The 24,878-nt window shown below is 71.8% G+C and carries 21 protein-coding genes; 8 read left to right on the forward strand and 13 right to left on the reverse strand.

The features are described from left to right. Positions 1–31: 31 nt before the first annotated feature. The 8 genes from R9X44_RS27630 to R9X44_RS27665 all read right to left on the reverse strand — a co-directional run bounded on the left by R9X44_RS27630 (position 32) and on the right by R9X44_RS27665 (position 11,310). Entirely contained in the window at positions 32–769 is a 738-nt protein-coding gene (locus R9X44_RS27630) for an ABC transporter ATP-binding protein (protein ID WP_319817228.1), read from the reverse strand. Next, positions 766–2,631 (reverse strand): dipeptide/oligopeptide/nickel ABC transporter permease/ATP-binding protein, encoded by a 1,866-nt coding sequence (locus tag R9X44_RS27635; RefSeq protein WP_319817229.1) that lies wholly within the window; start codon positions 2,629–2,631, stop codon positions 766–768. Before R9X44_RS27635 ends, R9X44_RS27630 begins: the two co-directional genes overlap by 4 nt. Next, positions 2,628–3,563, reverse strand: coding sequence for an ABC transporter permease (locus R9X44_RS27640; RefSeq protein WP_319817230.1), 936 nt, complete (start codon positions 3,561–3,563; stop codon positions 2,628–2,630). Before R9X44_RS27640 ends, R9X44_RS27635 begins: the two co-directional genes overlap by 4 nt. After that, entirely contained in the window at positions 3,560–6,802 is a 3,243-nt protein-coding gene (locus R9X44_RS27645; protein ID WP_319817231.1) for an ABC transporter substrate-binding protein, read from the reverse strand. The genes R9X44_RS27640 and R9X44_RS27645 overlap by 4 nt, the downstream gene beginning before the upstream one ends. Positions 6,803–6,827: 25 nt before the next feature. Next, entirely contained in the window at positions 6,828–7,937 is a 1,110-nt protein-coding gene (gene menC, locus R9X44_RS27650; protein WP_319817232.1) for an o-succinylbenzoate synthase, read from the reverse strand. After that, positions 7,934–8,689, reverse strand: a complete 756-nt coding sequence (locus tag R9X44_RS27655; protein WP_319817233.1) for a GNAT family N-acetyltransferase — start codon at positions 8,687–8,689, stop codon at positions 7,934–7,936. Before R9X44_RS27655 ends, menC begins: the two co-directional genes overlap by 4 nt. A gap of 202 nt (positions 8,690–8,891) precedes the next feature. Further along, on the reverse strand, positions 8,892–9,974 hold the full coding sequence (locus R9X44_RS27660) for a M20/M25/M40 family metallo-hydrolase (RefSeq protein ID WP_319817234.1): 1,083 nt from the start codon (positions 9,972–9,974) through the stop codon (positions 8,892–8,894). Continuing rightward, complete coding sequence (locus tag R9X44_RS27665; RefSeq protein ID WP_319817235.1) at positions 9,964–11,310, reverse strand: serine hydrolase domain-containing protein; 1,347 nt, start codon at positions 11,308–11,310, stop codon at positions 9,964–9,966. The genes R9X44_RS27660 and R9X44_RS27665 overlap by 11 nt, the downstream gene beginning before the upstream one ends. A 148-nt stretch (positions 11,311–11,458) precedes the next feature. Between R9X44_RS27665 and R9X44_RS27670 the strand changes: the two genes are divergently transcribed. Together R9X44_RS27670 and R9X44_RS27675 are read left to right on the forward strand one after the other, a co-directional pair. Next, a complete protein-coding gene (locus tag R9X44_RS27670; protein WP_319817236.1) occupies positions 11,459–12,988 on the forward strand; it encodes a D-aminoacylase in 1,530 nt (509 codons plus the stop codon). Between the two features lie 42 nt (positions 12,989–13,030). Further along, a complete protein-coding gene (locus R9X44_RS27675) occupies positions 13,031–13,705 on the forward strand; it encodes a uracil-DNA glycosylase (RefSeq protein ID WP_319817237.1) in 675 nt (224 codons plus the stop codon). 31 nt (positions 13,706–13,736) lie between these two features. Here R9X44_RS27675 and R9X44_RS27680 read toward each other — a convergent pair whose 3' ends face one another. Together R9X44_RS27680 and R9X44_RS27685 are read right to left on the reverse strand one after the other, a co-directional pair. Next, entirely contained in the window at positions 13,737–15,182 is a 1,446-nt protein-coding gene (locus tag R9X44_RS27680) for a wax ester/triacylglycerol synthase family O-acyltransferase (RefSeq protein ID WP_319817238.1), read from the reverse strand. A 294-nt stretch (positions 15,183–15,476) separates the two neighbouring features. Then, the gene (locus R9X44_RS27685; RefSeq protein ID WP_319817239.1) at positions 15,477–16,253 is read right to left on the reverse strand and encodes a TenA family transcriptional regulator; all 777 of its coding nucleotides are present in this window, start codon (positions 16,251–16,253) and stop codon (positions 15,477–15,479) included. Between the two features lie 151 nt (positions 16,254–16,404). Between R9X44_RS27685 and R9X44_RS27690 the strand changes: the two genes are divergently transcribed. The 4 genes from R9X44_RS27690 to R9X44_RS27705 all read left to right on the forward strand — a co-directional run bounded on the left by R9X44_RS27690 (position 16,405) and on the right by R9X44_RS27705 (position 20,756). Further along, on the forward strand, positions 16,405–17,796 hold the full coding sequence (locus tag R9X44_RS27690) for an NAD(P)/FAD-dependent oxidoreductase (protein WP_319817240.1): 1,392 nt from the start codon (positions 16,405–16,407) through the stop codon (positions 17,794–17,796). Between the two features lie 120 nt (positions 17,797–17,916). After that, a complete protein-coding gene (locus R9X44_RS27695; protein WP_319817241.1) occupies positions 17,917–18,699 on the forward strand; it encodes a lysophospholipid acyltransferase family protein in 783 nt (260 codons plus the stop codon). 58 nt (positions 18,700–18,757) lie between these two features. After that, positions 18,758–19,936 (forward strand): aminotransferase class I/II-fold pyridoxal phosphate-dependent enzyme, encoded by a 1,179-nt coding sequence (locus R9X44_RS27700; RefSeq protein ID WP_319817242.1) that lies wholly within the window; start codon positions 18,758–18,760, stop codon positions 19,934–19,936. A 238-nt stretch (positions 19,937–20,174) separates the two neighbouring features. After that, positions 20,175–20,756, forward strand: coding sequence for a hypothetical protein (locus R9X44_RS27705; RefSeq protein WP_319817243.1), 582 nt, complete (start codon positions 20,175–20,177; stop codon positions 20,754–20,756). 166 nt (positions 20,757–20,922) lie between these two features. On the opposite strand, the gene R9X44_RS27710 is transcribed toward R9X44_RS27705, so the two are convergent. Next, positions 20,923–21,696 carry a DUF2470 domain-containing protein gene (locus R9X44_RS27710; protein WP_319817244.1) on the reverse strand — a complete coding sequence of 258 codons (774 nt, stop codon included), beginning with the start codon at positions 21,694–21,696 and terminating at the stop codon, positions 20,923–20,925. A 61-nt stretch (positions 21,697–21,757) separates the two neighbouring features. Here R9X44_RS27710 and rpsD point away from each other — a divergent pair, with 61 nt between their 5' ends. Together rpsD and R9X44_RS27720 are read left to right on the forward strand one after the other, a co-directional pair. Beyond that, a complete protein-coding gene (gene rpsD, locus R9X44_RS27715) occupies positions 21,758–22,366 on the forward strand; it encodes a 30S ribosomal protein S4 (RefSeq protein ID WP_319817245.1) in 609 nt (202 codons plus the stop codon). Positions 22,367–22,543: 177 nt separating this feature from the next. Beyond that, on the forward strand, positions 22,544–23,431 hold the full coding sequence (locus tag R9X44_RS27720; protein WP_319817246.1) for a TauD/TfdA dioxygenase family protein: 888 nt from the start codon (positions 22,544–22,546) through the stop codon (positions 23,429–23,431). Between the two features lie 4 nt (positions 23,432–23,435). On the opposite strand, the gene R9X44_RS27725 is transcribed toward R9X44_RS27720, so the two are convergent. Together R9X44_RS27725 and R9X44_RS27730 are read right to left on the reverse strand one after the other, a co-directional pair. Then, positions 23,436–23,891 carry a MarR family winged helix-turn-helix transcriptional regulator gene (locus R9X44_RS27725; protein ID WP_319817247.1) on the reverse strand — a complete coding sequence of 152 codons (456 nt, stop codon included), beginning with the start codon at positions 23,889–23,891 and terminating at the stop codon, positions 23,436–23,438. Between the two features lie 80 nt (positions 23,892–23,971). After that, the gene (locus R9X44_RS27730) at positions 23,972–24,877 is read right to left on the reverse strand and encodes a hypothetical protein (protein WP_319817248.1); all 906 of its coding nucleotides are present in this window, start codon (positions 24,875–24,877) and stop codon (positions 23,972–23,974) included. Position 24,878: the final 1 nt, after the last annotated feature.

Consider the following 24,878-nt stretch of genomic DNA (forward strand, 5'->3'; position numbering starts at 1 on the left):
AGTATAACACATCGTTCGATCAGATGTTCGATCACTTCAGCCTCGGGACCGCCTCTAGCAGGGCTTTTGTATACTCGTGTCCCGGTGATCCCGTTACCTGGTCGACGGTCCCGCACTCCACGATGCGTCCCTCGCGCAGCACGGCAACCCGGTCGCACACGTACCTCACGACGGCGAGGTCGTGCGAGACGAACAGCACCGCGAGGCCCAGGGAGTCGCGCAGGTCGCGGACGAGGTTGAGCACCGCGCCCTGGACCGACGCGTCGAGCGCCGAGGTGATCTCGTCGGCGATGAGCAGGCCGGGCCGTGCGCCGAGCGCGCGGGCGAGCGCGACCCGCTGCCGCTGCCCGCCGGACAGCTCGCGCGGGTACCTTCCGACGAGGTCGGCGGCGAGCCCCACGGTCTCCAGCAGCCGCCCCGCCTCACGGGCCCGCTCCTCCCGCGACAAGCCCGACCCGAGCCCTTCGGTGACCGCCGCGCCGATCCTGAGCCGGGGGTTGAGCGACCCGTAAGGATCCTGGAACACCATCTGGGTGCGTGCTCCCCCGCGCACCTCCCCCTCGTAAGGCACGAGCCCCGCCAGCGCGCGCCCGACGCTCGACTTCCCCGACCCGGACTCCCCGACGAGCCCGAGCACCTCCCCCTCGGCGATCTCGAACGACACCCCGTCGACGGCCGTGAAACCCCCGTACCGGACGCGAAGATCCACGACCTTCACCCCGCCCCCGGCCGCACGGTCCCCGCCCTCCTGACGCCGCCACAGCCTCATCCGCCGCTCCCCTCAGCCGCGACCTCTCCCCTGCCGTCCCGCGACCCCTCCTTTGACGCCCCCACCGCGCCCTCCCCCGACGGGTGATGGCACGCCACCCCTCCCACAAGCGCAGGCGTCTCGCGGAGGCACACCTCATCCGCGAACCCGCACCGGTCGGCGAAGGCGCACCCCTCCCCCACAGCGGAAGGAACGGGCTGTGCTCCCGGGATTGACGCGAGCGGAAGGCTCCGGTCGGTACCGAGGTCGGGTATCGACGCCACCAACGCCCGCGTGTACGGATGCCTTGCCTTGCGGAGCCGATCCGCGGGGACCTCCTCCACGACCCTCCCCGCGTACATGACGAGCACCCGGTCACACCGGCTGGAGACGACCGCGATGTCATGCGAGATGAGCACCGCCCCCGCTCCCGTGTCCCGTACGACCTCGCCAAGGAGGTCGAGCACTTTGCGCTGGACGGTCGTGTCGAGCGCGGTGGTCGGCTCGTCCGCGACGATCAGCCGGGGATCGCCCATCAGCCCCATCGCGATGACCGCGCGCTGCCGCATCCCCCCGCTGAGCTCGTGCGGGAACGACGACACCCGCTCGGCCGCCACCCCCGTGCGCTCAAGCCGTGCGACGGCCCGCGCCCGCGCCTCACGCCGCGTCATCCCCAAATGGACGGTCGCGGTCTCGGCGAGCTGCGTCCCCACCCGCAGCGCGGGGTTCAACGCGGAAAGCGGATCCTGGAACACCATCGCGAGCCGGGTCCCCAGCTCCTTACGCGACAACTCCCCGAGCGGCTTCCCTTCGAGGAGCACATCCCCGCGCACCCGTCCGGGATAAGGCACAAGCCCGCCTACGGCCAGCGCGGTAAGGCTCTTCCCGCTGCCCGACTCCCCGACGATCCCCACGACCTCCCCCGACGCGACGGTGAACGACACCCCTCGCACCGGCGTCACGCCCCCGAAAAACACCGTCAGATCCCGCACCTCAAGAACCGCCTCAGAAGCGGAGGAGAGCCCGGGCCGGGAGGCGGGCCCGAGGGGGAGCTCGGCCCCCTTCCCGGCTCCGGGCGGCACAGGGGTCCGCGCCGCGGCGCGGGCCAAGGACTCCCCCACAAGGGTGAACCCGATACCCGCGACGGCCACGGCCAGCGCGGGCCCGGCGATCACCTCCGGGTCGACGTACACGCGCGGTAGGGCGTCGTGCAGAAGCCGTCCCCAGTCATAGTCCGGAGGCTGGACGCCGAGGCCGAGCAGCGAAAGGGTCGCCATGCCCAGCAGCGCGTACCCGAGCGCGGCTGTGACGGACAGGATCAGCGGCTCCGCGATGTTCGGAAGGATGTGCCGGGTGAGCACCCGCACCCGTCCGGTCCCGAGCATGCGCGCCGCCGCGACGTAGTCGGCGGACTCGACCCCGGCCGCGAGGGTCCGCGTGAGCCTGGCCAGGCCCGGCGCGGAGGCGACCCCGATCCCGACGACCGCGCCCGCCGTCCCCGTCCCCGCCACCAGCGCCGCGAACATGGCGAGCAGCAGCACGGGTATCGCCGTCATCCCGTTCACGACCGCCGTGACGAACCGCGCAGCGCGCTCCCCGAGCACCGAAGGCAACGCCCCGAGGGTGACGCCCAGAACGGCCCCCAAGGCCGTCGCCAGAGCGGCGAGCAGCACGCTCAGCCGGGTGGCGGCGAGGGTGCGGGCAAGCATGTCGCGGCCGCCGTCGTCGGTCCCCAGCCAGTGCGCCGAGCTGTGCCCCTCGAGGGTGTGCATGGGGTCGAACCGCGCGGCCTCCGCGCCCCACACCCACGGCCCCAGCACCGCCAGGACGAGCGTGAGCGCGACGAGGACGGCCCCGCAGCGCGCCGCCGGACTCCGCCTCATCCCCGGCTCCCGAGGGCCGAGCGGCGGTCCAGAAGACCCAGCGCGAGGTCCACCGCGAGCAGAACGGTCAGCGAGATCGCCCCATAGACCAGAACCGCCGCCTGCGCGAGCGCGTAGTCCTTGCCCGCGATCGCCTCGACGGCCGCCCCACCGAGCCCCGGCCACTGGAAGACATACTCGATCACGACCGACCCGCCGAGCAGCGACGCGAGCAGCAGTCCCCCGGTCGTCAGCGTCGCGGTGAGGGTGTTGGGCAGCAGATGCCGCAGATGAACGCGTACAGGCGGCAGCCTCTTAGCGCGCGCCAACCGCACATAATCCGCGCCGAGCTCCCGCAGCGTCTCCACCCGGACGAGCCGCGCGAGCAGCGCCGTCGGCCCGGCCGCGAGGGCGAGGACCGGCATGACGAACGACGCGGGCCCGTCCTTGCCCGCGACCGGCAGCCAGCCGAGCGTCACCCCGAACACCGCGACCATCCCGACCGCCAGCAGGAACTCGGGAACCACCGACAACGCCCCCGTGGCCGTGGTGAACGCGAGTTCCGTGCAGCGTCCCCTGCCGTTCTCGGTGCGGGCCGCCGCCCACATCCCGAGCGGCACCGCGACGGCGAGGGCGAGCAGCATCGTCACCGCGACGAGCTGGACGGTGGCGGGCAGCCTGTCGCCGATCACCTCGGCGGCCGGCCTGCGCGAAAGGAACGACTCCCCGAGGTCGCCCCGGAAGATCCCGCCGACGTACGCGGTGAACTGGTCGGGCAGCGGCCGGTCGAGCCCCAGTTCCGACCTGCGCCGCGCGACGACGTCGGCGGGCGCGGTGGGCCCGAGGGCGGCGCGCACCGGATCGCCCGGGATGAGGTGGAGCATGGCGAAGGACGCCACGACGACCCCGCCCAGGGAAAGGACGAACCGGACAACGCGCCGCCCCCACCTCACGGCGCGAGCATCCGGATGGACGTCGGACGCACGATGCCGCCGATCACGTCGACCTCGGCGTTCTTGGCCGCGACGAGCTGCGTCGGCAGCACGACCGGGACCACGTCGACGTTCTTCACCAGCGCGGCCTGGGCGGCGGTCCACCCGTCGCAGCCCGCCGCGCCGACCTTCCCGGCCGCCTCGCCGGACAGCCGCACGTACTCGGCGTTGTCCAGGTGGGCGAAGTTGACGCCGCCCTTGTCCGGCGTCTCTCCGGACAGGTAGCCGAGGAGTTGGGTGGGCAGGCTGAGGCCGAGCGGCACCCACGCCATGTCCCAGTCGCCGTTCTTGAACAGCGAGTCCGAGTAGGCGGCATCGGCGCTGCCGACGAGCTTGGTCTCGACCCCGACGTCCTTCCACTTCTGCGCGACGTACTCAAGTCCCGCCTGTACGGACGGCCCCGCCGACGTCTGGTACGCGACGCGCAGGGTGAGCTTCTTGCCGTCCTTCGTACGGATACCGTCAGCACCCGCCTTCCAGCCGGCCGCGTCAAGCGCGCTTGCGGCTGCGGTGGCGTCCGAGGAGGGCAGGTTCCCGCTGACGGCGTCGCCACGGCAGGGGTCGGGCGCGAGCGACGTCAGATGGGTCGCGGGCACCCCGTTGCCCCCGGACGCGATCTTGCGCAGCTCGTCAAGGTTCAGCGCCTGCACGAGGGACCTGCGCACCTCGGGTGACGCCCCGGGCCGCCCCTCCCCCTGGTGGAAGAAGAACTCCCCGATGCCGTCCGGCGCCTCGCCCTTGGTGACGCCGGGCAGCGCCGCCACCCGCGCGCGGTCCGGCCCGGTGAACTGACCCGCCGTAAGGCCGCCGGTGGTGATGAGGTTCGCTGCCGTCGACTCGTCCTTGACGACCTTCAGCACGACGGTGTCGGGCATCCCCGCGACGATCCCGGCCCCGCCCGGCCCCCAGGCGTAACCCTTGCGGACCTTGAACGTGTAGTGATCCCCCGAGACGGCTTCGGTGAGCTCGTACGGGCCCGATCCCGACGTCCCGGCTTGCAGAAGGCTCCTATCGGCGAGCCCCTTCCCGCACACCACGGAGACCGCCGTCATCGACTCGAGAAGGAACGGATTCGGCTCCTTAGTCGCGAGCGTGACGGTTCCGGCGGCTTCGTCGGCGGTGGCCGTCATCCCGCTCGGGACGAGCACGCCGAGCAGGATCGCCTTGTTGGCCGGGTCGGCCAGGTAGTTCATCGAGTCCGCGACGGTCTTGGCCGTCACCGGCGAGCCGTCCGCGCACGTGACGTTCTCGCGCAGCGTGAAGACGACCTGGTTCGCCGAGGCGTCCCACCGCTCGGCGAGCCCGGAGATGATCCGCCCCTCGGCGTCGGAGTGGACGAGGGGGTCGTAGGCGAACCCGAGTGTCGTGTTGGTGACGCCGAGGGCCGCGCTCGCGGGTTCGAGCGCGCCGGGGTCGGCCGACAGCGCGAACGTGAACGTGCCTCCGCTGACCACCTCGGGCGTGTCGGAGGAGCCGTCGGAGCCGCACGCGGCGCTGCTCAGCGCCACCGCGAGCCCGACGGCGAGGGCCTTCTTCATGGGGTCTCCCTGGGGGGTGAGAGGAGATCCACAAGGTTTCCGAACGCCCTCGGCTAAGTCTTCATCGGATCGCACAAGCCGCGACGGCCCGCTTGTCGATCCGTACAGCCTGAGCTGGAGCATGACGGCGAGGCGCGCGTCGGGGTCGGCGAGGTCGAGTCCGGAGATCTCGCAGAGGCGGCGCAGCCGGTAGCGGAAGGTGTTGGGGTGGACGCGGACGGCGGCGGCCGCGTCGTTGACGTTGCCGAAGGCGTCGAGGTAGGCGGCGAGGGTCGCGCACAGGTCGGTGCCGTGTTCGCGGTCGTGCTCGATGAGGCGTCGGTAGGGGCCGGTGGGGGCCTGGTCCTGTTGGGCGGCGAGGTCGCCGAGTTGGAGCAGCAGCGAGTCGAAGTGGACGTCGCGGAAGTGGACCGCCCTGCCGGTCGCGCCGCGTTCTTGCAGGACGCGCAGCGCGCGGTCGGCGTCGTCGCGGGAGCGGGTGATGTCGGCGAGGGAGCGGGCGAGGCGGCCGACGCCGATGTTGGCGGGGTGGCGCGCGCCGACGCGGGCGAGGAAGTCCTCGGCGACCTGGACGGCGCGGGACTGCCCGCCCTGCAAAGGCAGCACGGCGTACGCGACGTTGCCTACGAGGGCGGCTGCCGCCCGTGGGTGGATGGCCCCGACGTGCAGGGCGAGCGCGTCGCAGAACCGCTGCCGTTCGCTTTCGGCGCGGGCGCTCAGCGTCTCCCCCGCGGCCGTCAGCTGGGCCGCCAGGACGCAGACCCGGTTGGTGGCGAGGTCGAGGCGGGCGGCGGCCTCCGCGGCCTGCTCGCCCCGGGTGAGGACCGTGGTGAGCAGTTCCGCGCGCAGCCTGCGCTGCACGTCGGACCCGGCGCGGCGGCGCAGCAGGTGCAGCGCGACGATCTTGGCGGCGTCGGCGAACGCGGCGGCGCGCTGGTCGGTGAGCGGTTCGCGGACCGCCGCCCACATCGAGCCGAGGATCTCGTCCCCGGCCCTGACGGCGACCGCCGCGCGCGGCAGCATCCCCGGGACGTCGAGATGGACGGGCTCGCGGCTCTGGTACAGCGTCCGAAAGAACCCCATCTCCTCATAAAGACGGATGAATCTCTCCGGGACGCGGCGGCCGAGGATCGTCTCGACGCGGAACTCGTCGGCCTCCTCCTGCCGCCCCGAGTAGGCAAGGACGCGCGACGAGCGGTCCTCGATCGTCACGGGGGCGTCGAGGAGCGCGCAGACGGCGTTGGCGACCGCGAACAGGTCGGCTTCGCTCTCGTCGCCGCCGGTCTCGCCCTCGCCGAGCAGCGAGCGGACCAGCGCCGCGATCTGCGCCCACGACGCCGCGCGGGTGAGGCCGAGCAGCCCGACGCCGGTCTCGGCGACGGCCTTGCGCAGCGCGGGTCCCGGCGGCGCGGCCGCCTTCACCATCAGCCCCGCAGCGCCGCAGCGGGCCAGCTCGGCCAGCAGCGCCGCGACGGGCTCCTCGGCCGCGCCGTCGAGGCCGACCCCGAGCACGAGCGCGCCGGGCGCGAGACCGGGCTCGCCCTCAAGCGGGTCGTGGATGTGCACCCCGGTCACCTCGGCGCCCCCGTCCGACGGGAGCGCGGCGAACCCCACGACGGTCGAGCCGAGATCCTCCAGCAATCGCTTCAAACCGGACGCCATGCGCCCACGGTACGACCCGCCTCTTTCAGCCGTGTATCCCGACCGGCAGGAACTCGGTCCGCACCGTCAGCTCCCGCAGGACGCCCTGGTCGGGGACGACGCCGATGCCGGGCCCCGTCGGGACGCGCAGGCAACCGTCTTCCAGCACGAACGGCTCGGTCACGTCGGTGGCGTAGTAGCGGGAGGACGCGGAGGTGTCGCCGGGGAGGGTGAAGTTCGGGAGCGCGGCGAGCGCGACGTTGGCGGCGCGGCCGATGCCCGTCTCCAGCATGCCGCCGCACCACACCGGGACGCCGTGCGCGGCGCACACGTCGTGGACGCGGCGGGCCTCGAGGAAACCGCCGACCCGTCCGGGCTTGATGTTCACGATCGACGTCGCGCCGCGCACGATGGCGTCGGCGGCGATCGCGGCGGACGTGATCGACTCGTCGAGGCAGACCGGGGTGGCCAGGCGGGTCGCGAGGACGGCGTGGCCGGCGATGTCGTCCTCGGGCAGGGGCTGTTCGATCAGCAGCAGGTCGAACGGGTCGAGCTTGGCGAGGTGGCGGGCGTCGGCGAGGGTGTAGGCGGTGTTGGCGTCGACCTGGAGCATGACGTCGGGGTGGCGTTCGCGGACCGCGCGCACCGGCGCGAGGTCCCAGCCGGGCTCGATCTTCAGCTTGATCCGCGCATACCCCTCGGCGACGTACCCGTCGACTGCCTCAAGGAGCCTCGGGACGGAGTCCATGATCCCCACGGAGACGCCCGAGGGGACCGCCGGACGCACCGCGCCGAGGAACTCGCCGAACGACGTGTTCCGCGCCCTCAGCCACGCGTCGAGCAGGGCCGCTTCGACTGCCGCCTTGGCCATGGGGTGGCCGTGCACGGGCCGGAAAGCGCGCTCGGCGGCCCACGGGTCGGCGTCGGGGGTGAGCTTCGGGACGAGGAAGTCGCGGATCACTTGGGCCGCGCCGTCCACGTACTCGGGCGAGTAGACGGGCTCGGCCATCGCCACGCACTCGCCCCAGCCGTCGCCGTCGCCGGTGACCGCGCGCACCAGCAGCACGCGGCGCTCGGTCTCGGTGCCGAACGAGGTGCGGAACGGCGACACCAGGGGGATGTCGATCCAGCGCAGCTCAAGGCCCTCAAGTGTCATCGGCTCTCCTCGAGCGCGTAGAACCCGTCGCGGGTGATCCCCGTGATCCGCAGGCCCGCCGCGAGCGCGGGGGCCAGGGCGGCACGGACCGCGTACCTGGCTTGGGTGGCGTGTTCCGTGTCCTTCTCGCGCAGCCGCTCTATGTCGGCGGGGACGGCGACGAGAAGGACGCCGCTGTAGGGGGTGTCCTCAGGGGCTTCGGAGTCCGGGGACAGGAGGACGCGTGCGCCGGCGTCCTGGAGGGCCGCGCGATCCGGGACGGGCGTGGCAGGCGCGTCGAGGGGCCAGCGGACAAGGAGGCGGTCCGAGGGAACCCCTTCGTTGACGCGGTCGCGCATCGCCCCGTAGAAGTCCGGAAGGTACTCCACTGGGCAGGCCCCGAGGACGTGCATGTTGAAGTGCGCGTTACGGCGGACCAAGGGGTCGAACGTCCAGACGATCTCGTGCAGACCGTGTTCCAGCGCCCAGTCCCGCTGGTGCAGCTTGAGCCTGCGGCCGAGCCCCCGCCCCCGCATGTCGGGACGTACCGCCGTCGCGTGCGAGTGCAGCGCGCCCTCGGCGGTCAGGAAGCCGAAGGAGAACCCGACGAGCTCAGCTCCCCGGTACGCCCCCGCGACGTAGTTGCCGGAGTGCGCGAGCGCCGTCAGCATGCCGGGCTCGGTGAGCGCCTGCCCCCACACCTCGGCCATCAGCTCAGCCGCCGCCCGGTGCTCGGCGGGGTCGTGCGGCTCGCGCACCTCGATCTCGCTCACGGAACAAGCCTGCCCCGCTTCCGGCCCGCACTCATCGTCCACCCTGCCAACCGAAAGCCCTTTTTTGGTGCGATCTCACAGTGCTTATTGCGGCCCGGAAGCCGGGCGCTTGCAAGCCCGGCACTGCCCCTCCGGCCCTGGGGGCCTGCGGGGCAGCGCCGGGGCGCCCGGCTTCCTGGCCCAAGCCTCCCCTGCCCGGCGGTCAGGAGAGGCGGCGGAGGAGGGCGGCGAGGAGGGCGGCGCGGTCGGGGAGGGCGCGGAGGTCGACCCACTCGTCGTCGGCGTGCGCGCCGCCGCCGACCGCGCCGAGGCCGTCGAGGGTCGGGACGCCGAGGGCGGCGGTCAGGTTGCCGTCGGAGCCGCCGCCGACCGACGCCTCGCGCAGCGCGGGAAGCCCGGTCTCCTCGGCGGCGCGGACCGCCTGTTGGAACAGTCCGAACGACGCCGAGCGCTGGAGCGGTCCACGGCGCGGACCCGGGTGCACCTCGAGCCGCGCCCCCGGCAGGACCGCGCGACGCGCCCGCATCCACCGGTCGATCCTGTCGAGTTCGGCAGCGTCATAGGCCCGCACATCCACCGCGAGAGCCGCAGAAGCCGGAACCGTGTTGACCGTCGTGCCCGCCGAGCACACCGAGGGCGTGACGGTCGTGCCGCGCGCGGGCGCGGCCAGCGCCGCGATCGCCCGGATCTGGTGGGCCAGCTCGAGCGCCGCGTTCACCCCGCGTTCCGGATCGAGCCCGGTATGCGCGGCTTTGCCGAAGATCCGCAGGTCGTACCGGGCGAGCCCCTTGCGCGACGTCTTCAGCGCCCCGCCCGCGCTCGGCTCCGCGACGAGGACGGCCTGGGCGTCACGCGCGGTCGACTCGATCAGCTCACGCGACGTCTCCGAGCCCGTCTCCTCGTCCGAGGTGACAAGAACGCCCACGTCGGCACGGCCGGGCACCGCGCCGAGCGCGTGGAACAGCTGGACGAGCCCCGCCTTCATGTCGAAGCATCCCGGGCCCGTCGCGCGCGCTCCGGCGACCTCGAACGGGCGGCGCGCGAGCGTCCCGACCGGCCAGACCGTGTCGTAGTGGCCGAGCAGCAGCACCCTGGGCCGCTCCGGGCCCCAGCGCAGGTGCTCGCCGAGCTCGGTCGGCGCGGCCCCGAGCAGCCTGCCGCCCAGCTCCGCGACGACCTCGCGGCACGCGGCGAGCGCGGCGGCGTCGCCGCTCGGCGACTCGGCCGACACCAGCGCCGCGAGGTCGGCGGTCATCGCCTCGCGGTCGAACCCCTCAGCGCGCACTGTCGGCCGCCGCTATCCGGGGGTTGGTACGGGCGCTGTAGTGGACGTGGAATGACCCGTCGGGGAGCCGGTGGAAGACGAACGGCACCTTGGCGGGATTCCCCTCGGCCGTGCCGACGAACGTCACCTCGTCGACAGGGGACAGTTCCAGCTCCAGCGGCTCGGAGAGCGCCGCCAGCGCCGGCGTCGTGGTCTCGACCCGCGCGTGCAGGCCGCGCGGCGTGTCGGTGATCGTCGTCCTGACGTGCCCGCGGTCGTACAGGCCGGTGTAGGAGGCGAGATCAAGGTCGAGCGGTTCCGGCGACGGCTCGGGCATCTCCCGCACCGCGATCCCGGCCAGCTCGGCGAAGATCTCCCGGGACAGCTCGGCGGCGAGCGCGCCGTCGTAGCCGCCGTTGCTGAGCAGCGCGACGATCAGGTCGGCGTCCGGCACCACCCAGAGCGCCGCGTTCTGCCCGATCGTGCTGCCCGAGTGCCACAGGACGGGGTGGCCGTCCCACGTGTCGAGAATCCAGCCGAGGCCCCAGTGCGTGCCGAGGCCGTGCGGGTTCGGCACCTCGATCTGGGGGGTGCGCATGGCCGTCAGGGACTCCTCGGTGAGCAGGCCCGGCGCGAGGTGCGCCGCGCCGAACGCGACGGCGTCGGCGGCGGTCGCGCACATCGTCGCCCCGGCGGGGCCGCCCGAGCGCATCAGCCCCCATACGGGAGTCGGCTTCAGCTTGTCGCCCTTGCCGAGGTGTCCGACCGCCGTACGGCGGAGCAAAGCCTCCTCGGGAAGGGTGCAGACGCCGTCGAGGCCGAGGGGGTCCACGACCATCTCGCGCATGGCCCGATCCCACACCAGGCCGGTCTTCTTCTCGACGATACGGCCGAGGATGCTGTAACCGGCGTTCACATACGACTGGGTGACGCCCGGAGGGTGCAGCTGCGTAAGGCGCGCGCATTCCCTGACGTACTTCTCCAGACAGTCGTCGCCGCGTCCCGTGTCGAAGAAGAAGTCGCCGTCTATGCCCGAGGTGTGGCTGAGCAGCTGCCTTATCGTCACCTCGGCGGTGGCGGCCGGGTCGGCGACCGCGAACTCGGGCAGCGCGTCCCTGACGGGGGCGTCGAGGTCGAGGTCGCCGCGCTCGGCGAGCAGCAGCGTCTGCGTCGCCGTCCAGACCTTGGTCACCGAACCGATCTGGAACAGCGAGCCGGGCGTCACCGGCACGTTCGTCGCGGTGCTCAGCACCCCTGTGGCGTGCTCGACGGTGCCGCCCCGGTGCCGCACCGCCAGCGACGCGCCGGGCACCCCGTGCGCGGCGGCCAGTTCGGCGAGCCGTCCACCCCAGTCCACGGGGCCTCCTAGTCGCGTTCGGGAGGGAACTGACGCACCCTAGCCCGCGCGGGCCCCGGCCCTCATCGGAGATGTTCACAAACCTGTCGGAATCATTTGTCATCTCCGCTCGCGCGTCTTCACATCCGGATCTCTACAGTGATCGGCCATGCACGATCTCGTTCTGCGCGGCGGCGAAGTCCACGACGGCCTCGGGTCGCCCTCGGTCACGGCCGACGTGGCGGTCTCGGCGGGCAGGGTCGTCGCGATCGGGCCTTCGGTGGGTCCCGCGCGGCGGGTGATCGACGTCGCCGGGCTCGCGGTCGCGCCCGGGTTCGTCGACCCGCACTGCCACTCCGACATGGTGCCCGTGCTTCCGGAGGCGCAGCCGTTCAAGCTGCTGCAAGGCGTCACCACGGAGGTCAACGGGAACTGCGGGTTCTCTTACGCGCCGGTCCGGGAACGGGATATCGACGTCATGTCGGGATATGCGGGCGCGCCCGTCACGGCGGGGTCGTTCGCGGATTACCTGGCGGCGATGGAGGCGGCCGGGCCGACGAACCACATGGCGACGCTTGTCGGGCACTCGACGCTGCGCATGGCCGTCGTCGGGTGGGAGCCCGAGATGACGGACAAGGCGCTTGACGAGATGTGCGCGTTGGCCGCCGAGGCGTTCGAGGCCGGCGCCTGCGGGCTGTCCAGCGGGCTCATCTACCCGCCCGGTTCCTTCGGCGACACCGACGAGCTCGTCGCGCTCGCCAAGGTCGCGCACAGGTACGGCCGCCCGTATACGACGCACCTGCGCGACGAGGGCGCGGGCCTGTCCGAGGCGTTGGACGAAGCCATAGAGATCGCCCGTAGGGCGCGCGTCGCCCTTCAGGTCTCGCACTGCAAGACCGCGGGGCCGCGCAACCACGGCCGCGCCGAGATGATCCTGGAAAGGCTGCGCGCGGCCCGCGCCTCGGGACTCGACGTGCGCGGCGACGTCTACCCCTACCTCGCGGGCGGCACGACGCTCTCGGCGCTGCTCCCGCCCTCGGCCCTGGAAGGCGGCGTGGAGGCCCTGCGCGCTCGCCTCTCCGGCGACCTCAGCGCCCTGCGGGCCGCCGCCGAGGACCCCGTCCCGTTGCGCGGCACCGGCCTGTGGCGCGACACGACCCCGGACGGCGTCCTCATCACCACGCACGCCGACCCGTCCGTCGTGGGCAGGACCCTGGCCTCCCTGCCGGGCGATCCCTTCACGACCGCGTGCGCCCTCATCGCCGCGGACCCGTCGGCGACGATGGTCATCACGATGATGTCCGAGCCCGACGTCCGCACCCTGCTGGCCGACCCGCTGCTCGGCATCGGCTCCGACAACGGCGTCCCGACCGGCCTGGAACACCCCCGCACGTGGGGCTGCTTCCCCCACTTCCTCGGCGCTTACGTCCGCGACGCCGCCCTCGTCCCGCTCCCCGAGGCGGTCCGCAAGATCACCTCCGCCAACGCCGTCCCCTTCGCCCTGCACGGACGAGGCACCCTTCTGCCCGGCTCCTACGCCGACATCACCTGCTTCGACCCCGCGACCATCTCTCACCCCGGCACCTACACGACCCCGGACACGCCCCCTACCGGCATCCCGTACGTCCTCCTGGAAGGCGTCCCCGTGGTCGTCGAGGGCGCGTTCACCGGGGAGCGCAAAGGCCGCATCCTCCGCTAGTTCCCCCTCCGCGCGTGAGCCGGGTCATTAGGGTGTAGGGCTATGGCGCGGCCGTTGAGTGAGATCGTTGAGGAGGGGTGGGCGAAGGCGCTCGCCCCGGTGGAGCCGGACGTCGCGGCGATGGGCGACTTCCTGCGGCAGGAGATCGCGGCGGGGCGGAGCTACCTTCCGTCCGGCGCGAACGTGCTGCGCGCGTTCCAGCAGCCCTTCGACGGGGTGAAGGTGCTGATCGTCGGCCAGGACCCGTATCCGACCCCCGGCCACGCCGTCGGCCTCAGCTTCTCCGTCGCGCCTGAGGTGTGGCCGCTGCCGCCGAGCCTGGTGAACATCTACACCGAGTACATGCAGGACCTCGGCCTGCCGGGACCCGCGAACGGCGACCTGACGCCGTGGACCCGTCAGGGCGTGCTCCTGCTCAACCGCAGCCTGACCGTCCAGCCGCGCAAGCCCGCCGCGCACCGGGGCAAGGGCTGGGAGAAGGTCACCGAGCAGGCCATCCGCGCCCTCGCCGAACGCCGCCAACCCCTGGTCGCGATCCTGTGGGGCCGCGACGCGCAGTCCCTGCGGCCGCTGCTGTCGGACTACCCCTGCATCACCTCGGCCCACCCCAGCCCGATGTCCGCCGACCGCGGCTTCTTCGGCTCGCGCCCCTTCAGCCGGGCCAACGCCGCCCTCGAACAGCAGGGCGCGACCCCCGTGGGCTGGCGGCTGCCCTGAGCCCGCGAGCCGGGCCCAGGGCGGGACGGGCTCAGACCTCGGCCGGGACCTTCGTGAGCTTCTGGAGCTCCGACAGCGAGTCGCGCAGGTAGTCCACGAGGTTCCAGGAGTCGGGGACCAGGTCGGGGCAGGCGATGATGCCGATGTCGAGGTTGCCGTCGTAGGAGAAGACAGTGATGTTGACGCCGCCGGTCGCGTCGGTGATGACGGAGGCCGGGTAGTAGGCCAGGACCCGCGCGCCCCGCGCGTACAGCGGCTGCTGGGGGCCCGGCACGTTGGAGATGAGCAGGTTGACCGGGTTGAGCGCCGGGACCGCCGACAAGACGAGCTTGGTGGCCATGCCCGCGACGGCCGGGGGCAGGATGCCGGTCAGCTCCTCGAACCACGTGCCGGAGGAGACGGCGAAGCGCCGCTTGACGCCGCGCATCGAGCCCCGGACTGCGTAGAAGCGGTCCTCGGGGTCGGCGATGTGGACGGGCAGCGGCGCGAACATGGCCGACAGGGCGTTGCCGTCGTCGCGGCCGTGCCTGCGCCGCAGCGAGACGGGGACGACGGAGATGAGCGGCTGGTCGGGCAGCGCGTCGTGGTCGATCAGCCACTGCCGGAGCGCGCCGGTGCACATCGCCATGACGACGTCGTTCACCGAGACGCCGAGCGCGCGCCGCACCTCCTTGACGTCCTCGAGGGGCAGCGAGCCGAACGCGAACGCGCGGTGCTGGGAGATCGGCGCGTTGAACGGGGTGCGCGGGGCCGGGCCGACCTCGGCGGGCTGCGGGTTCTCCTTGCCGAGCGCCTTGCGCAGCGCGCTCGACACCTCGCGCACGCCGGGCAGGTGCCCGACGATCGGCAGCTGGTCGAGGTAGGGGACGGTCCTGGCCAGCGCCTCGGCGGTCCTGACGGGGTGCAGCGCGACCCGCCTTGCGCTCTGGGTCAGCATCGGGACGAGCCCGGGAGGGGTCAACGGCTCGCCGGCGAACGGCGGCGGGGTGTTGCCCTCGGGCGAGAGGTCGAGGAGCGCGGCAAGGGTCTCTGCGGCGAGGACGCCGTCGACGCACGCGTGGTGGACCTTGCAGTAGATGGCCGCGCGGCCGCCTTCGAGGCCCTGGATGAGGTACAGCTCCCACAGCGGGCGGCGGCGGTCCAGGGGGCGTTCGTGGATGCGGGCGACCTCGAGGCCGAGCTGACGGTCGTCGCCGGGGTACGGGAGCGCGACCTCGTGGACGTGGCGTTCGGCGTCGAAGTCGCGGTCGTCCTCCCAGTACGGGTGGTCGAGGCCGAACGGGACCTGGACGAGCCTGCTGCGCAGCGGACGGGCCAGGTGGGCCCGCTCCCGCACCAGCTCGACCATGTCCGCCCTGGTGAGTCGTCCCCCCGGGCACAGCGTGGTGTCGATGATCCCCAGTCCGCCGATGTGGGCCCTTGTCCGGTCCCCTTCGATGTTGAGGAATCCTGCGTCCACCGCGGTGAGCTGGCTCATTCCGTCACGTCCCCGTCCTCGTCGCACCCTGAGCGCCTTTCCCTACAGCTATGCCGTCGGAGAGGACCCGGTCAACCGAGGTCACAGATTAATAACCAGGTCTTAACTTGCGGCCGCGATAACAAATCGGCCACATTCGGCCGCGACCCAGCGAACCGGACTTCCGTCCCGGACGCCGGGCCACGGCCGACGGTGGCCGTGTCGTGCGTGTCGTGCGTGTCGTGCGTGTCGTGCGTGTCGTGCGTGTCGTGCGTGTCGGTCGTGCGCGTGTCGTGCGTGCGGGTCAGCCGTCGGTCAGCGGACGCAGGCGTCGAAGCCGCGCCGGAACAGCTCGAGCGAGCGGCGGGTGGCCTCCTTGACGGCGGCGCGGTCGTCGTCGTCCCGGACGGTGAGCTTGATGAGCTCGAGGGCCTCGCGCGGGTGGGCGTCGTCGTACTCGGCGTGTTCGGCGAGCCACATCAGCCCGTACTTGTCGTCCGGGAGCCGGTCGCGGAAGGCGGGCATGACCAGCCGCGTCCACTCGCCGGTCGTGCCCTCGATGGCGAAGTTGACGGCGCCGAACGCCTCGGCGATCGAGCCCCGGTAGGCGACCGACCACAGGAACTCGTACAGGGACGCGACCTCCGGTCCTGGCCTGTGGTCGATGATCTCGTCCTCGGTCAGGCCGAGCGACACGCCCCAGTCGATGAACCACTGCGCGTGCAGGGCCTCGGTCCGGATGTTGCCGATCAGCCAGTCGCGGGCGAGGAGGTCGCCGTCGCGCTTGCCGTAGGTGGTGCGGCCGAGGTGGACCCCCATGTACTTGGGGAACGCCTCGACGACGCAGAAGAACTCCTTCACGATGGTCCGCCACGTCTCGTCGGAGACGCCGTCGGCGGCGGTGGAGGTGAAGACGGGGGAAGCGAGGACGCCCTCCCAGTCGGGACGCAGGTCGGCGATCATCTCCTCGACCCACGCCGGGTGCGGCGTCTCGGCGAGTTCCCTCTTCACGGTCCTGTGGTGCTGGGTCCGCGAGGGCGGACGGGTGCGCGCCTCGCTCTGCGTGGTGACGGTCATGGTGACTCCCTCCATGCCGTGGATCATGACCCAGCCAACTATTCTCTTTTATCCATCGAAATGTAAATACGAGATCTTTGTTACCGCAATTCCGGTTTGTCCTGAATGGACAAATTGGACGGTGAATCGGGTGGCGAGACTCGGCCGGAGCACCGAAAATCGCCCCATGGAGTCACGCGAACACGCCATCGTGGTCGGCGGGAGCATGGCGGGCCTGCTCGCCGCCCGCGTCCTCACCGACCACTTCGCGCAGGTCACCCTCTTGGAACGGGACACCTATCCCGACGGCCCGGACGACCGTCCCGGCGTCGCGCAGGGCCGTCACCTGCACGTCCTGTGGAACCACGGGCTCGGCCTGCTCGAAGGGCTCTTCCCCGGCCTCGAGCGCGAGTTCGTCGAGCGGGGCGTGCCCGACCTGCGGCTGCCCGCCGACATCCTGTGGCTCACCTCCCAGGGCTGGCGCAAGCGGTTCGACGGCGTCAGCCGCCTGCTCACCTTCAGCCGGGGCATGCTCGACCACGTGGTGCGCGCCCGGCTGTTCGAGCGCGAGAACCTGACAGTGCGCACCGGCGTAGAGGTCACCGAGTTGACGGCGTCGCGCGGCAACCGCGTCGTCACCGGGGTCCGCTGGCGTGAGCGCGGCGCGCACGCCGTCGCCCAGTCCCTGGAGGCCGACCTCGTCGTGGACGCCACGGGACGCTCCTCCCGGGCGCCCGAGTGGCTCGCCAAGCTCGGCCGTCCTTTCCCCGACGAGACGCGCATCGACCCGCTGCTCGGGTACGCGTCACGCCGCTTCGCCGTCCCCGAGGGGTTCGAGGCCGACTGGCGCGCCCTCTACCTCCAGGCCGGGGCCCCGACCCACAAGCGTACGGGCGGCCTGTTCCCGTTGGAAGACGGCACCTGGCTGTGCAGCCTCAGCGGCGCGGGCCGCGACTACCCCGCCACCGACGACGACGGCTTCCTCGCCTTCGCCAGGGGCCTGCGCCACCCCGTCCTGTACGACGCGATCAAGAACGCCGAGCCGCTGACGCCGATCGTGTCCTACCGGCACACCGCGGGCCACCGCAGGCACTACGAGCGGATGCGCGACTGGCCGGCGGGCTTCGCCGCGATCGGCGACTCGGTCTGCGCGTTCAACCCGATCTACGGGCAGGGCATGACCGTCGCCGCGCGCAGCGCCCTTGAACTCGGCAGGATGCTCGCCGAGGACCGGAGCACCCGCTGGTTCCAGCAGCGGGCCAAGCGCGCGGGCGCGGGGGCCTGGCTGATCTCTACGGGCGAGGACCGCCGCTACTCCGACACCCAGGGCCCGCCCGTCCGGGCGCACACCCGCGCGCTCAACGCCGCGGTGGACCACGCGGTGCGCGCGGCGAACGTCGATCCCGTCGTGTGCGGCAGGCTCATCGACGCGCTCGGCCTCGGCGTCGAGCCGACCGCGCTGTTCCGGCCCGCGATGCTGCGCAGGATCGCCGCGTCGCGGAGCGTCCCGCTGCCGGACGGCCCGCCCGCCGAGATCCCCGCGCCGCGCGAGCGGACCGCCGACGCCAAGGCGGGCTGACCACGTGGCAGGGTCGGGGGCGGAAAAGCGCCGCAAGGTGAGCGAACGCAAAACCAGCGGCCTTCTTTTGTGCCCTCGGCCGGGTCGATGGCCGCGCCCGGGTGGGTTAGGTTTCTCCATATGAGCGAGATCGTGTACCCGCCGGTGATCCGTGCCGCGAAGATCATGTTCAAGGTGCTCGGCCTGCGGATCAGGGTCGAGGGACACGAGAACATCCCGGCCACGGGCGGGGCGGTGCTGTGCAGCAACCACGTCTCGTACCTCGACTTCATCTTCGCCGGGCTCGGCGCGAACCCCGCGGGCCGTCTCGTGCGCTTCATGGCGAAGAAGGAGGTCTTCGACAACAAGGTCGCGGGCCCCCTGATGCGCGGCATGCACCACATTCCGGTCGACCGGGAGAACGGCGCGTCCTCCTACATCGCGGCGCTCAAGGCGCTGAAGGACGGCGAGGTCGTCGGCGTGTTCGCCGAGGCGACGATCAGCCAGTCGTTCACCGTCAAGGAGATCAAGAACGGCGCGGTGCGCATGGCCGTCGCGGGCAAGGTGCCGCTGGTCCCGGTGGCGCTGTGGGGCACCCAGCGGCTGTGGACCAAGGGCCGCAAGCGCAAGCTGTGGCAGCGCGGCACCCCCATCACGATCCTCGTCGGCGAGCCGATGCACCCCAAGCGCGGCGACGACTACGACCAGGTCACCAAGGAGCTCCGCATCCGCATGCAGGAGCTGGTGGACAAGGCCGAGAGCACCTACCCGGTCGACGGCAAGGGCCAGTGGTGGCAGCCCGCGCACCTGGGCGGCACCGCGCCGACGCCCGAGCAGGCCGCCGCCCTTGACGAGGCCGAGCGGGCCGAGCGCGCGGCGCGCAAGGCGGCACGGGAAGCCAAGGCAGCGCGCGAGGAGAAATAGGCCACTTCTTCGGAATTGGCGCTGTTTGCACTGTTCACCCGGGGTCAGACTTGAGGGCATGAGCGACCTGCGTCCCGAGACCCGTGCCATCCACGCCCCGATCATCACCCCCGAAGGCAGCGTCCCGCTCGGGATGCCCATCTACCAGGGTCACCTGTTCGCGTTCGACAGCGCCGAGGGCATGGCCGCCGCGTTCGACGGACCCGCGCAGCCGCCGTTCTACAGCAGGCTCGGCAACCCGACCGTGCGGTCCTTTGAGGCGGCGCTCGCCGATCTTGAGGGTGGTGCGGGGGCCGTCGCGACGGCGTCGGGGATGGCGGCGGTCAACGCGGTGCTGAAGGCGTTCCTTCGGTCGGGCGACCATGTCATCGCGCAGAGCTGCCTTTACGGCGGCACCTACGGGACGTTGGAGACGCTCAAGGAGAAGTGGGGCGTAGAGGTCACGTACGTGTCCGGGGAGGACGCGGCCGAGGTGGCGGCGGCGGTCCGGCCGAACACCAAGATCCTTTACCTTGAGACGATCGCGAACCCGACGACGCGGGTGCCGGACTTCCGTGCCCTGTTCGACGCGGTGCCCTCGGGGGTGCGCAAGATCGTGGACAACACGTTCGCGACGCCGCTGCTGTGCCGTCCGCTCGAGCTGGGGGCCGACGCGGTGCTGCACTCGGCGACCAAGTACCTGTGCGGGCACGGCGACGCCGTCGCGGGCATCGTGGTGCTCGCGACCGAGGCCGACGTGCGCGAGGTGTGGGCGGAGGTCGTGGAGACCGGCCCGACCCTCGACCCGTTCGCCGCCTACCTCCTGCTGCGCGGCCTCGCCACCCTCGGCCTGCGCGTCACCCGGCACTCCTCCAACGCCCAGTACCTCGCCGAGCGGCTGCTGGCCCACCCGAAGGTCGCCTCGGTCTCCTACCCGGGGCTGCCCACCCACCCGGACCACAAGATCGCCGCACACCAGTTCGACGGGGGCGCGGGCGGGGTCCTCGCGTTCGACCTCGCGGGCGGACGGGACGCGGGCCGCCGCTTCATCGGGTCCACGAAGCTCATCGCGTTGACGGCGTCGCTGGGCGAGGCCAAGACCCTCGCGATCCACCCGGCGAGCACCTCGCACCGGATGTACTCGCCCGAGGCCCTTGCCGCCGCGGGCTTCGGCGAGGGGACCATCCGGCTCGCCGTGGGCATCGAGCACCCCGAAGACCTCTGGTCCGACCTGTACACCACCCTCGAAGCCCTCTAACACCCTTCGCTGGAGAGTCGGACGGGTTGCTCTCCGGCTGCGGGGGCTTGGTCATGAGGTCGGTGAAGTGCTGGAACGCCCTACGTTGCTGCGCTTCCTGGGGGAAATGGAGGAGTACGAAAGGGGGTGACGGTGCGTTGAAGTGATCTTGGGGGAAGGGAATCCGTGGGGGTGATCTTGGGCGGGTAGGGGATGGCGCGAGGGGTCGCGGGGGCGGCTCCCAGAGGAGGGGGAACGCATGGATGCTCGGGTGAAGGCGATGCTGGCCGGTGGCGGGCTGGCGCTGGCGGTGGCGGTCGGGGGTGTGGCTTCGGCCTCGGAGGCCGCCGCGGCCGGCGCCGGTGGGACCCGGGTGGCTTGTGGAGGTGGCGGCGCGGAGGTGTACCTGCACCCGGGGGCGCGGGACGGGCACCTGCGCAAGACCCGGCTGAACGGGGATCTTGACCTCGGCTCCTGCATCACGCACCAGCGGCCGTCGGTGACGAGCGGGACGTGGCACCTGCGGGCGCACGCCAAGACGTCGTGTGACTCGCGGACGACGAGCAGCGGCACGATCCGCAACGGCCGCGCGGGCGGGATCATCCGCTGGGACGACGGCCAAGTGTCGCGGCTCGCGCACGGGAAGCTGACGGGCACGCTCGCGAACGCCCGTATCCACCACGCGAAGGTCGTCGGCGGCAGGTTCAAGGGCTCGAGCGTCGAGGCCACGCTGCTGTTCAGCCAGAACGTGGTGATCCGCGCGGACACCTGCTCCCAGCGGGGTCTGCGTGAGATCGACGGCCGTGTGATGTCGTTCCGCATCGAGCACCACCGCCGCTGACGGCGTCGGCCCTCCCGCCGCGCGGAGAGGGCCGGGGAAGCGCCCTCTCCGCGCGCCACGGGGAGGGCCGAGTACCGGAGTGACGACGAAGCCGCCCTCACCGCGCCGGAGGGCGGCTTCGCCGTGTCTTTGGGGGTAGGTCTGTGGGGTCAGGTCTGTGAAGGCGTCAGGCCGCGCTGTCGCGCGCGAACCCGAACATCTTGCGGTACGCGCAGCGCAGCCCGCCGAGGTCGCGGACCGGCTTCGGGAAGTCGAAGCGCAGGTCGAACGGCGCGGGCCCGCCCGAGGCGGGCGGGGTGCAGCGGACGCGCAGGCCGAACCTGTCGAGCCCGACGGCCCGCACGACGGGCTCGGGGCTGACCTGCCCGTACCTCGCCCGGAAGAGCGAGACGAGTTCGGCCCGGTGCTCGGCGTCGAGGTGCGCGACCATCCCGGGTTCGACGGCGACGAACGGGTCGGGCCGCGCCGCCGCGTAGTCCTCGGGCTCGACGGCCTCGTCGCCCCAAAGGTCGTCGATCTCGGCCTCGGCGATGTCGAGGCAGAGAACCGTCCATTCCTGTTCGGCGGGGATCCGCGCGCCGATGTCCAGGAGGTCGGAGCGCGGGTGCAGCCGGGAGATCCGGATCGCGGCCTCGCGGCGGCGGTCGAGCGGCACCTCGCTGACCCAGCCGTGCAGCCACGCGGTCCCGCGCACCCTGTCGGCGAGCGGGACGGGCGCGAGGTCGGTGACGCACAGCGTCGCGGGAAGGTCCGGTTCCTGGCGGAGTGTCTGCACGAGCGGCGTCGCGGTCGGCATGAGGAGGAGCGGCACGCCGTCGTCGCCGGTGGCGTGCGCGGCGACGGTCAGTTCCTCGTCCAGGCCGAGGACCGCCAGCGTGGCGCCGGCCACGCCGTAGGCGAGTGTGCGCGCCCGTTCCGCCGCGCTGGGACCCTTGGTCACGGTAGACTCCATTAGGTTAGGCTAGCCTTAGTAAGGCTAACCTAATCATGAAGGAGGAAACTTGAACAACCCCCGCCCCAAGGCGAAGCTCTCCCGGGCGCTCGGAGTCCCGCTGACGCCGAAATGCGTCAAATATTTCGAGGCTCGTCCCTACCCGCCTGGTGTGCACGGACGCAGCCGCAAGAAGGATTCGCCCTACAAGGACCAGCTGTTGGAGAAGCAGCGGCTGCGCGCGCAGTACAACATCCGCGAGGCGCAGCTGCGCCTCGCGTTCGAGCGCGCCCGCAAGGTCGAGGGCAAGACGGGCGAGGCCCTGGTCGTCGACCTCGAGCGCCGTCTCGACGCGCTCGTGCTGCGCGCGGGCTTCGCCCGGACCATCTACCAGGCGCGCCAGTTCGTGGTGCACCGCCACATCCTGGTGAACGGCAAGCGGGTCGACCGCCCGTCCTACCGGCTGCGCCCCGGCGACTGGATCTCGGTCTCCGAGCGCAGCAAACCCATGCTCCCGTTCCAGACCGCGGCCCAGGGCGGCTACGCCCCCGCGGTCTCCGCGCCCTACCTCGACGTCCGGCAGGACGTCCTGGTCGCGCGCCTGGAGCGCCTTCCCGAACGCCGCGAGATCCCCGTGGTGTGCGACGAACAGCAGGTGGTGGAGTTCTACAGCCGCTGACCCGATCCCGCGCAGGACGCGAAGCCACGAACCGACGGCCGGACCCGCACAGGGCCCGGCCGTCGCGCGTTCCCGGGCCCCGGCGGGGGCGCGGAAATGGGGGCTGGCCCAAAAATTGTGTGCGTAGTACATTCAAACAAGCAAGTGCTTGTCTTGGTGACGGAGAGGGCTCGGCGCATGGTGGAATTTCGGAAGGTCACGCGGAACATCGGGGCCGAGGTGTCCGGGGTGGATCTGCGGAAGGAGCTCGACCCCGAGCAGATCCAGACGATCCGCACGGGGCTGCTCGACCACGGGGTGCTGTTCTTCAGGGACCAGCACATCACCGACGAGCAGCACGTCGTGTTCGCGAAGCAGTTCGGGACGGCGAACATGCCGCCCATGGACGTCAGCGGCTCGGCCGTGCACGTGCTCGACCAGACCGACCCCAAGGGCGAGGGCGGCGACTCGTGGCACAGCGACAACACGTTCATGAAGACGCCGCCGATGGGGTCGATGCTGCGCGCGGTGATCCTGCCCGAGGTCGGCGGCGACACGCTGTGGGCCAACATGTACCTCGTCTACGAGTCGCTGGCCCCGTGGCTGCGCAGGCTCGCCGACGAGCTGTACGCCGAGCACGACCTGACGATGTCGGTCTCCAAGGCCATCGACAAGGGCCACCGGATGGACCTGCGCGACCTGCAGGAGAAGAACCCGCCGGTCGTCCACCCCGTCGTGCGGGTGCACCCGGAGACCGGGCGCAAGGCCCTGTACGTCAACCGCAGCTCGGTGACGCGGCTGATCGGGCTGTCGCGGCGCGAGAACGAGGCGATCCTGCCGCTGCTGTTCGACGCGGTCCGCGACCCGCAGTTCCAGGTCAGGCTGAACTGGCGGGTCGGCACGATGGCGTTCTGGGACAACCGGCCCACCCAGCACTACGCGGTCGCCGACTACACCCAGCGCCGCAAGATGCACCGGGTCACCATCAACGCCCCCGCGGCGATCGACGACGGCATCCCGAAGGGCCCGAACGGCGTCACCGGCGACGACGCGCCCGCCGAGGCGAACGCCGCGCGCTACCTGTGACGCGTTAGCCGAGGGACGGGAGCTCGGCCCGTCCCTTGGCGTCCAGCCGCTCAAGGGCGGCGCGCAGAACGGCCCGCTCGGCGTCGTCGAGCGGGCCCGCGTAGAACTCGAGCAGCGTCTGGGCGTGGATCGCCCGCGCCCGCGCAAGCGTCTCGCGGCCCTTGACGGTCAGGGACGCCTTCTGCACCCTGCGGTCGGTCTCCGAGGTGTGCCTGGTGAGCAGGCCAGCGCGTTCCATCCGGTCGATCAGCCGGGTCATGCCGCCGCTGGTGAGGATCATCTCCTGGGCCATGTGGCTCATCGACACACAGCCCTGTTCCAGCCGCAGCAGCACTTCGAGCATGACGTGGGAGATCCCGGCGCGGCGCTCCAACGCGCGGCCCGCGATCCGCTCAAGCCGCGCGCTGACGCTCAGCAGCAGTCCGAACTCGCCGATGAGCGTGTTTTCCTCGGTCTCCACCAAGACATTGTCATCCACGGCACGCCCCGTTGACAGCCGCCGGACAGCCGGAATCTCGGGAAGGTTCTGACCCAAAAGCGCTACTCACCGTCCTTCGGCGAGGCCGTGCCGGACGGCGTCGGCGCGGCCGGCTCCGTCGCGGGCCCCTCGACGCCGGGGACCGCCGAGCCGGTGTCGCTCTCGCTGCCCGCGGGGACCATCGAGCTGATCATCCAGGTGCCGTCGACCTTGATCAGGCCGAGGGTGAGGTGGCTGCGCGAGATCGTCTGCGACTGGCTGAGCGCGGGCGCCTCGATCGACAGGTCGAACACCAGGACGGCGCTGGCCAGGCTCCCGTCGATCTGGCCGACGTAGACCGCGTGGGTCTTCGACTTCAGGTCGGCCTTCTGCGCGGTGAGGCGCTCGCCGAACGCGGCGAGGTCGAGTTGCTCCCGCTCGGCCTTGGCGTCGCCGGTGAGGAACGCGAGGGTCCTGTCGTTGCCCTCGGCCACGTCGGTGTAGGAGAACGTGGCCATGACGTCGCCGAACGCGGCGATCCTGGCGACCAGGGCGTCACGCTCGGCGGCGGCCGACGCGGCAGACCGCCACCCGTACAGGCCGAAGGCGGCGAGCACCGCGAGCACGGCCACGGCCGCCGCGAGCACCCGCACCGCCGTCACACCGCCGAGCCCCCATGCCCGACCGGGCTCGACGTTCCGCGGACCCCCGTCGCCGTCCTTTGCGACGGACTCCCCAGACTCGGCCTCCTCGACGGACTCCGCGTCCTTCGCGGATGCCTCGTCAGCCTCCGCCTTCGCGGACTTCTCGGACTCGTCGGACTTCTCCGGCTTGTCGAGGGCGACCGCGGCCCGCTCCCCCGCATCCTCCGCGTCGGCCGCCGCGAGGACCGCCTTGACGGTCTCCTCGTCGAGTTCGGTCCCGTCCTCGTCGACGATCTCGATGACGCGGACGCGCCGCACCGGCTTCTTGCCGCTTGTCGTGCTCATC

It is taken from the genome of Actinocorallia sp. A-T 12471, from assembly GCF_033875155.1.
Lineage (GTDB): Bacteria > Actinomycetota > Actinomycetes > Streptosporangiales > Streptosporangiaceae > Actinocorallia.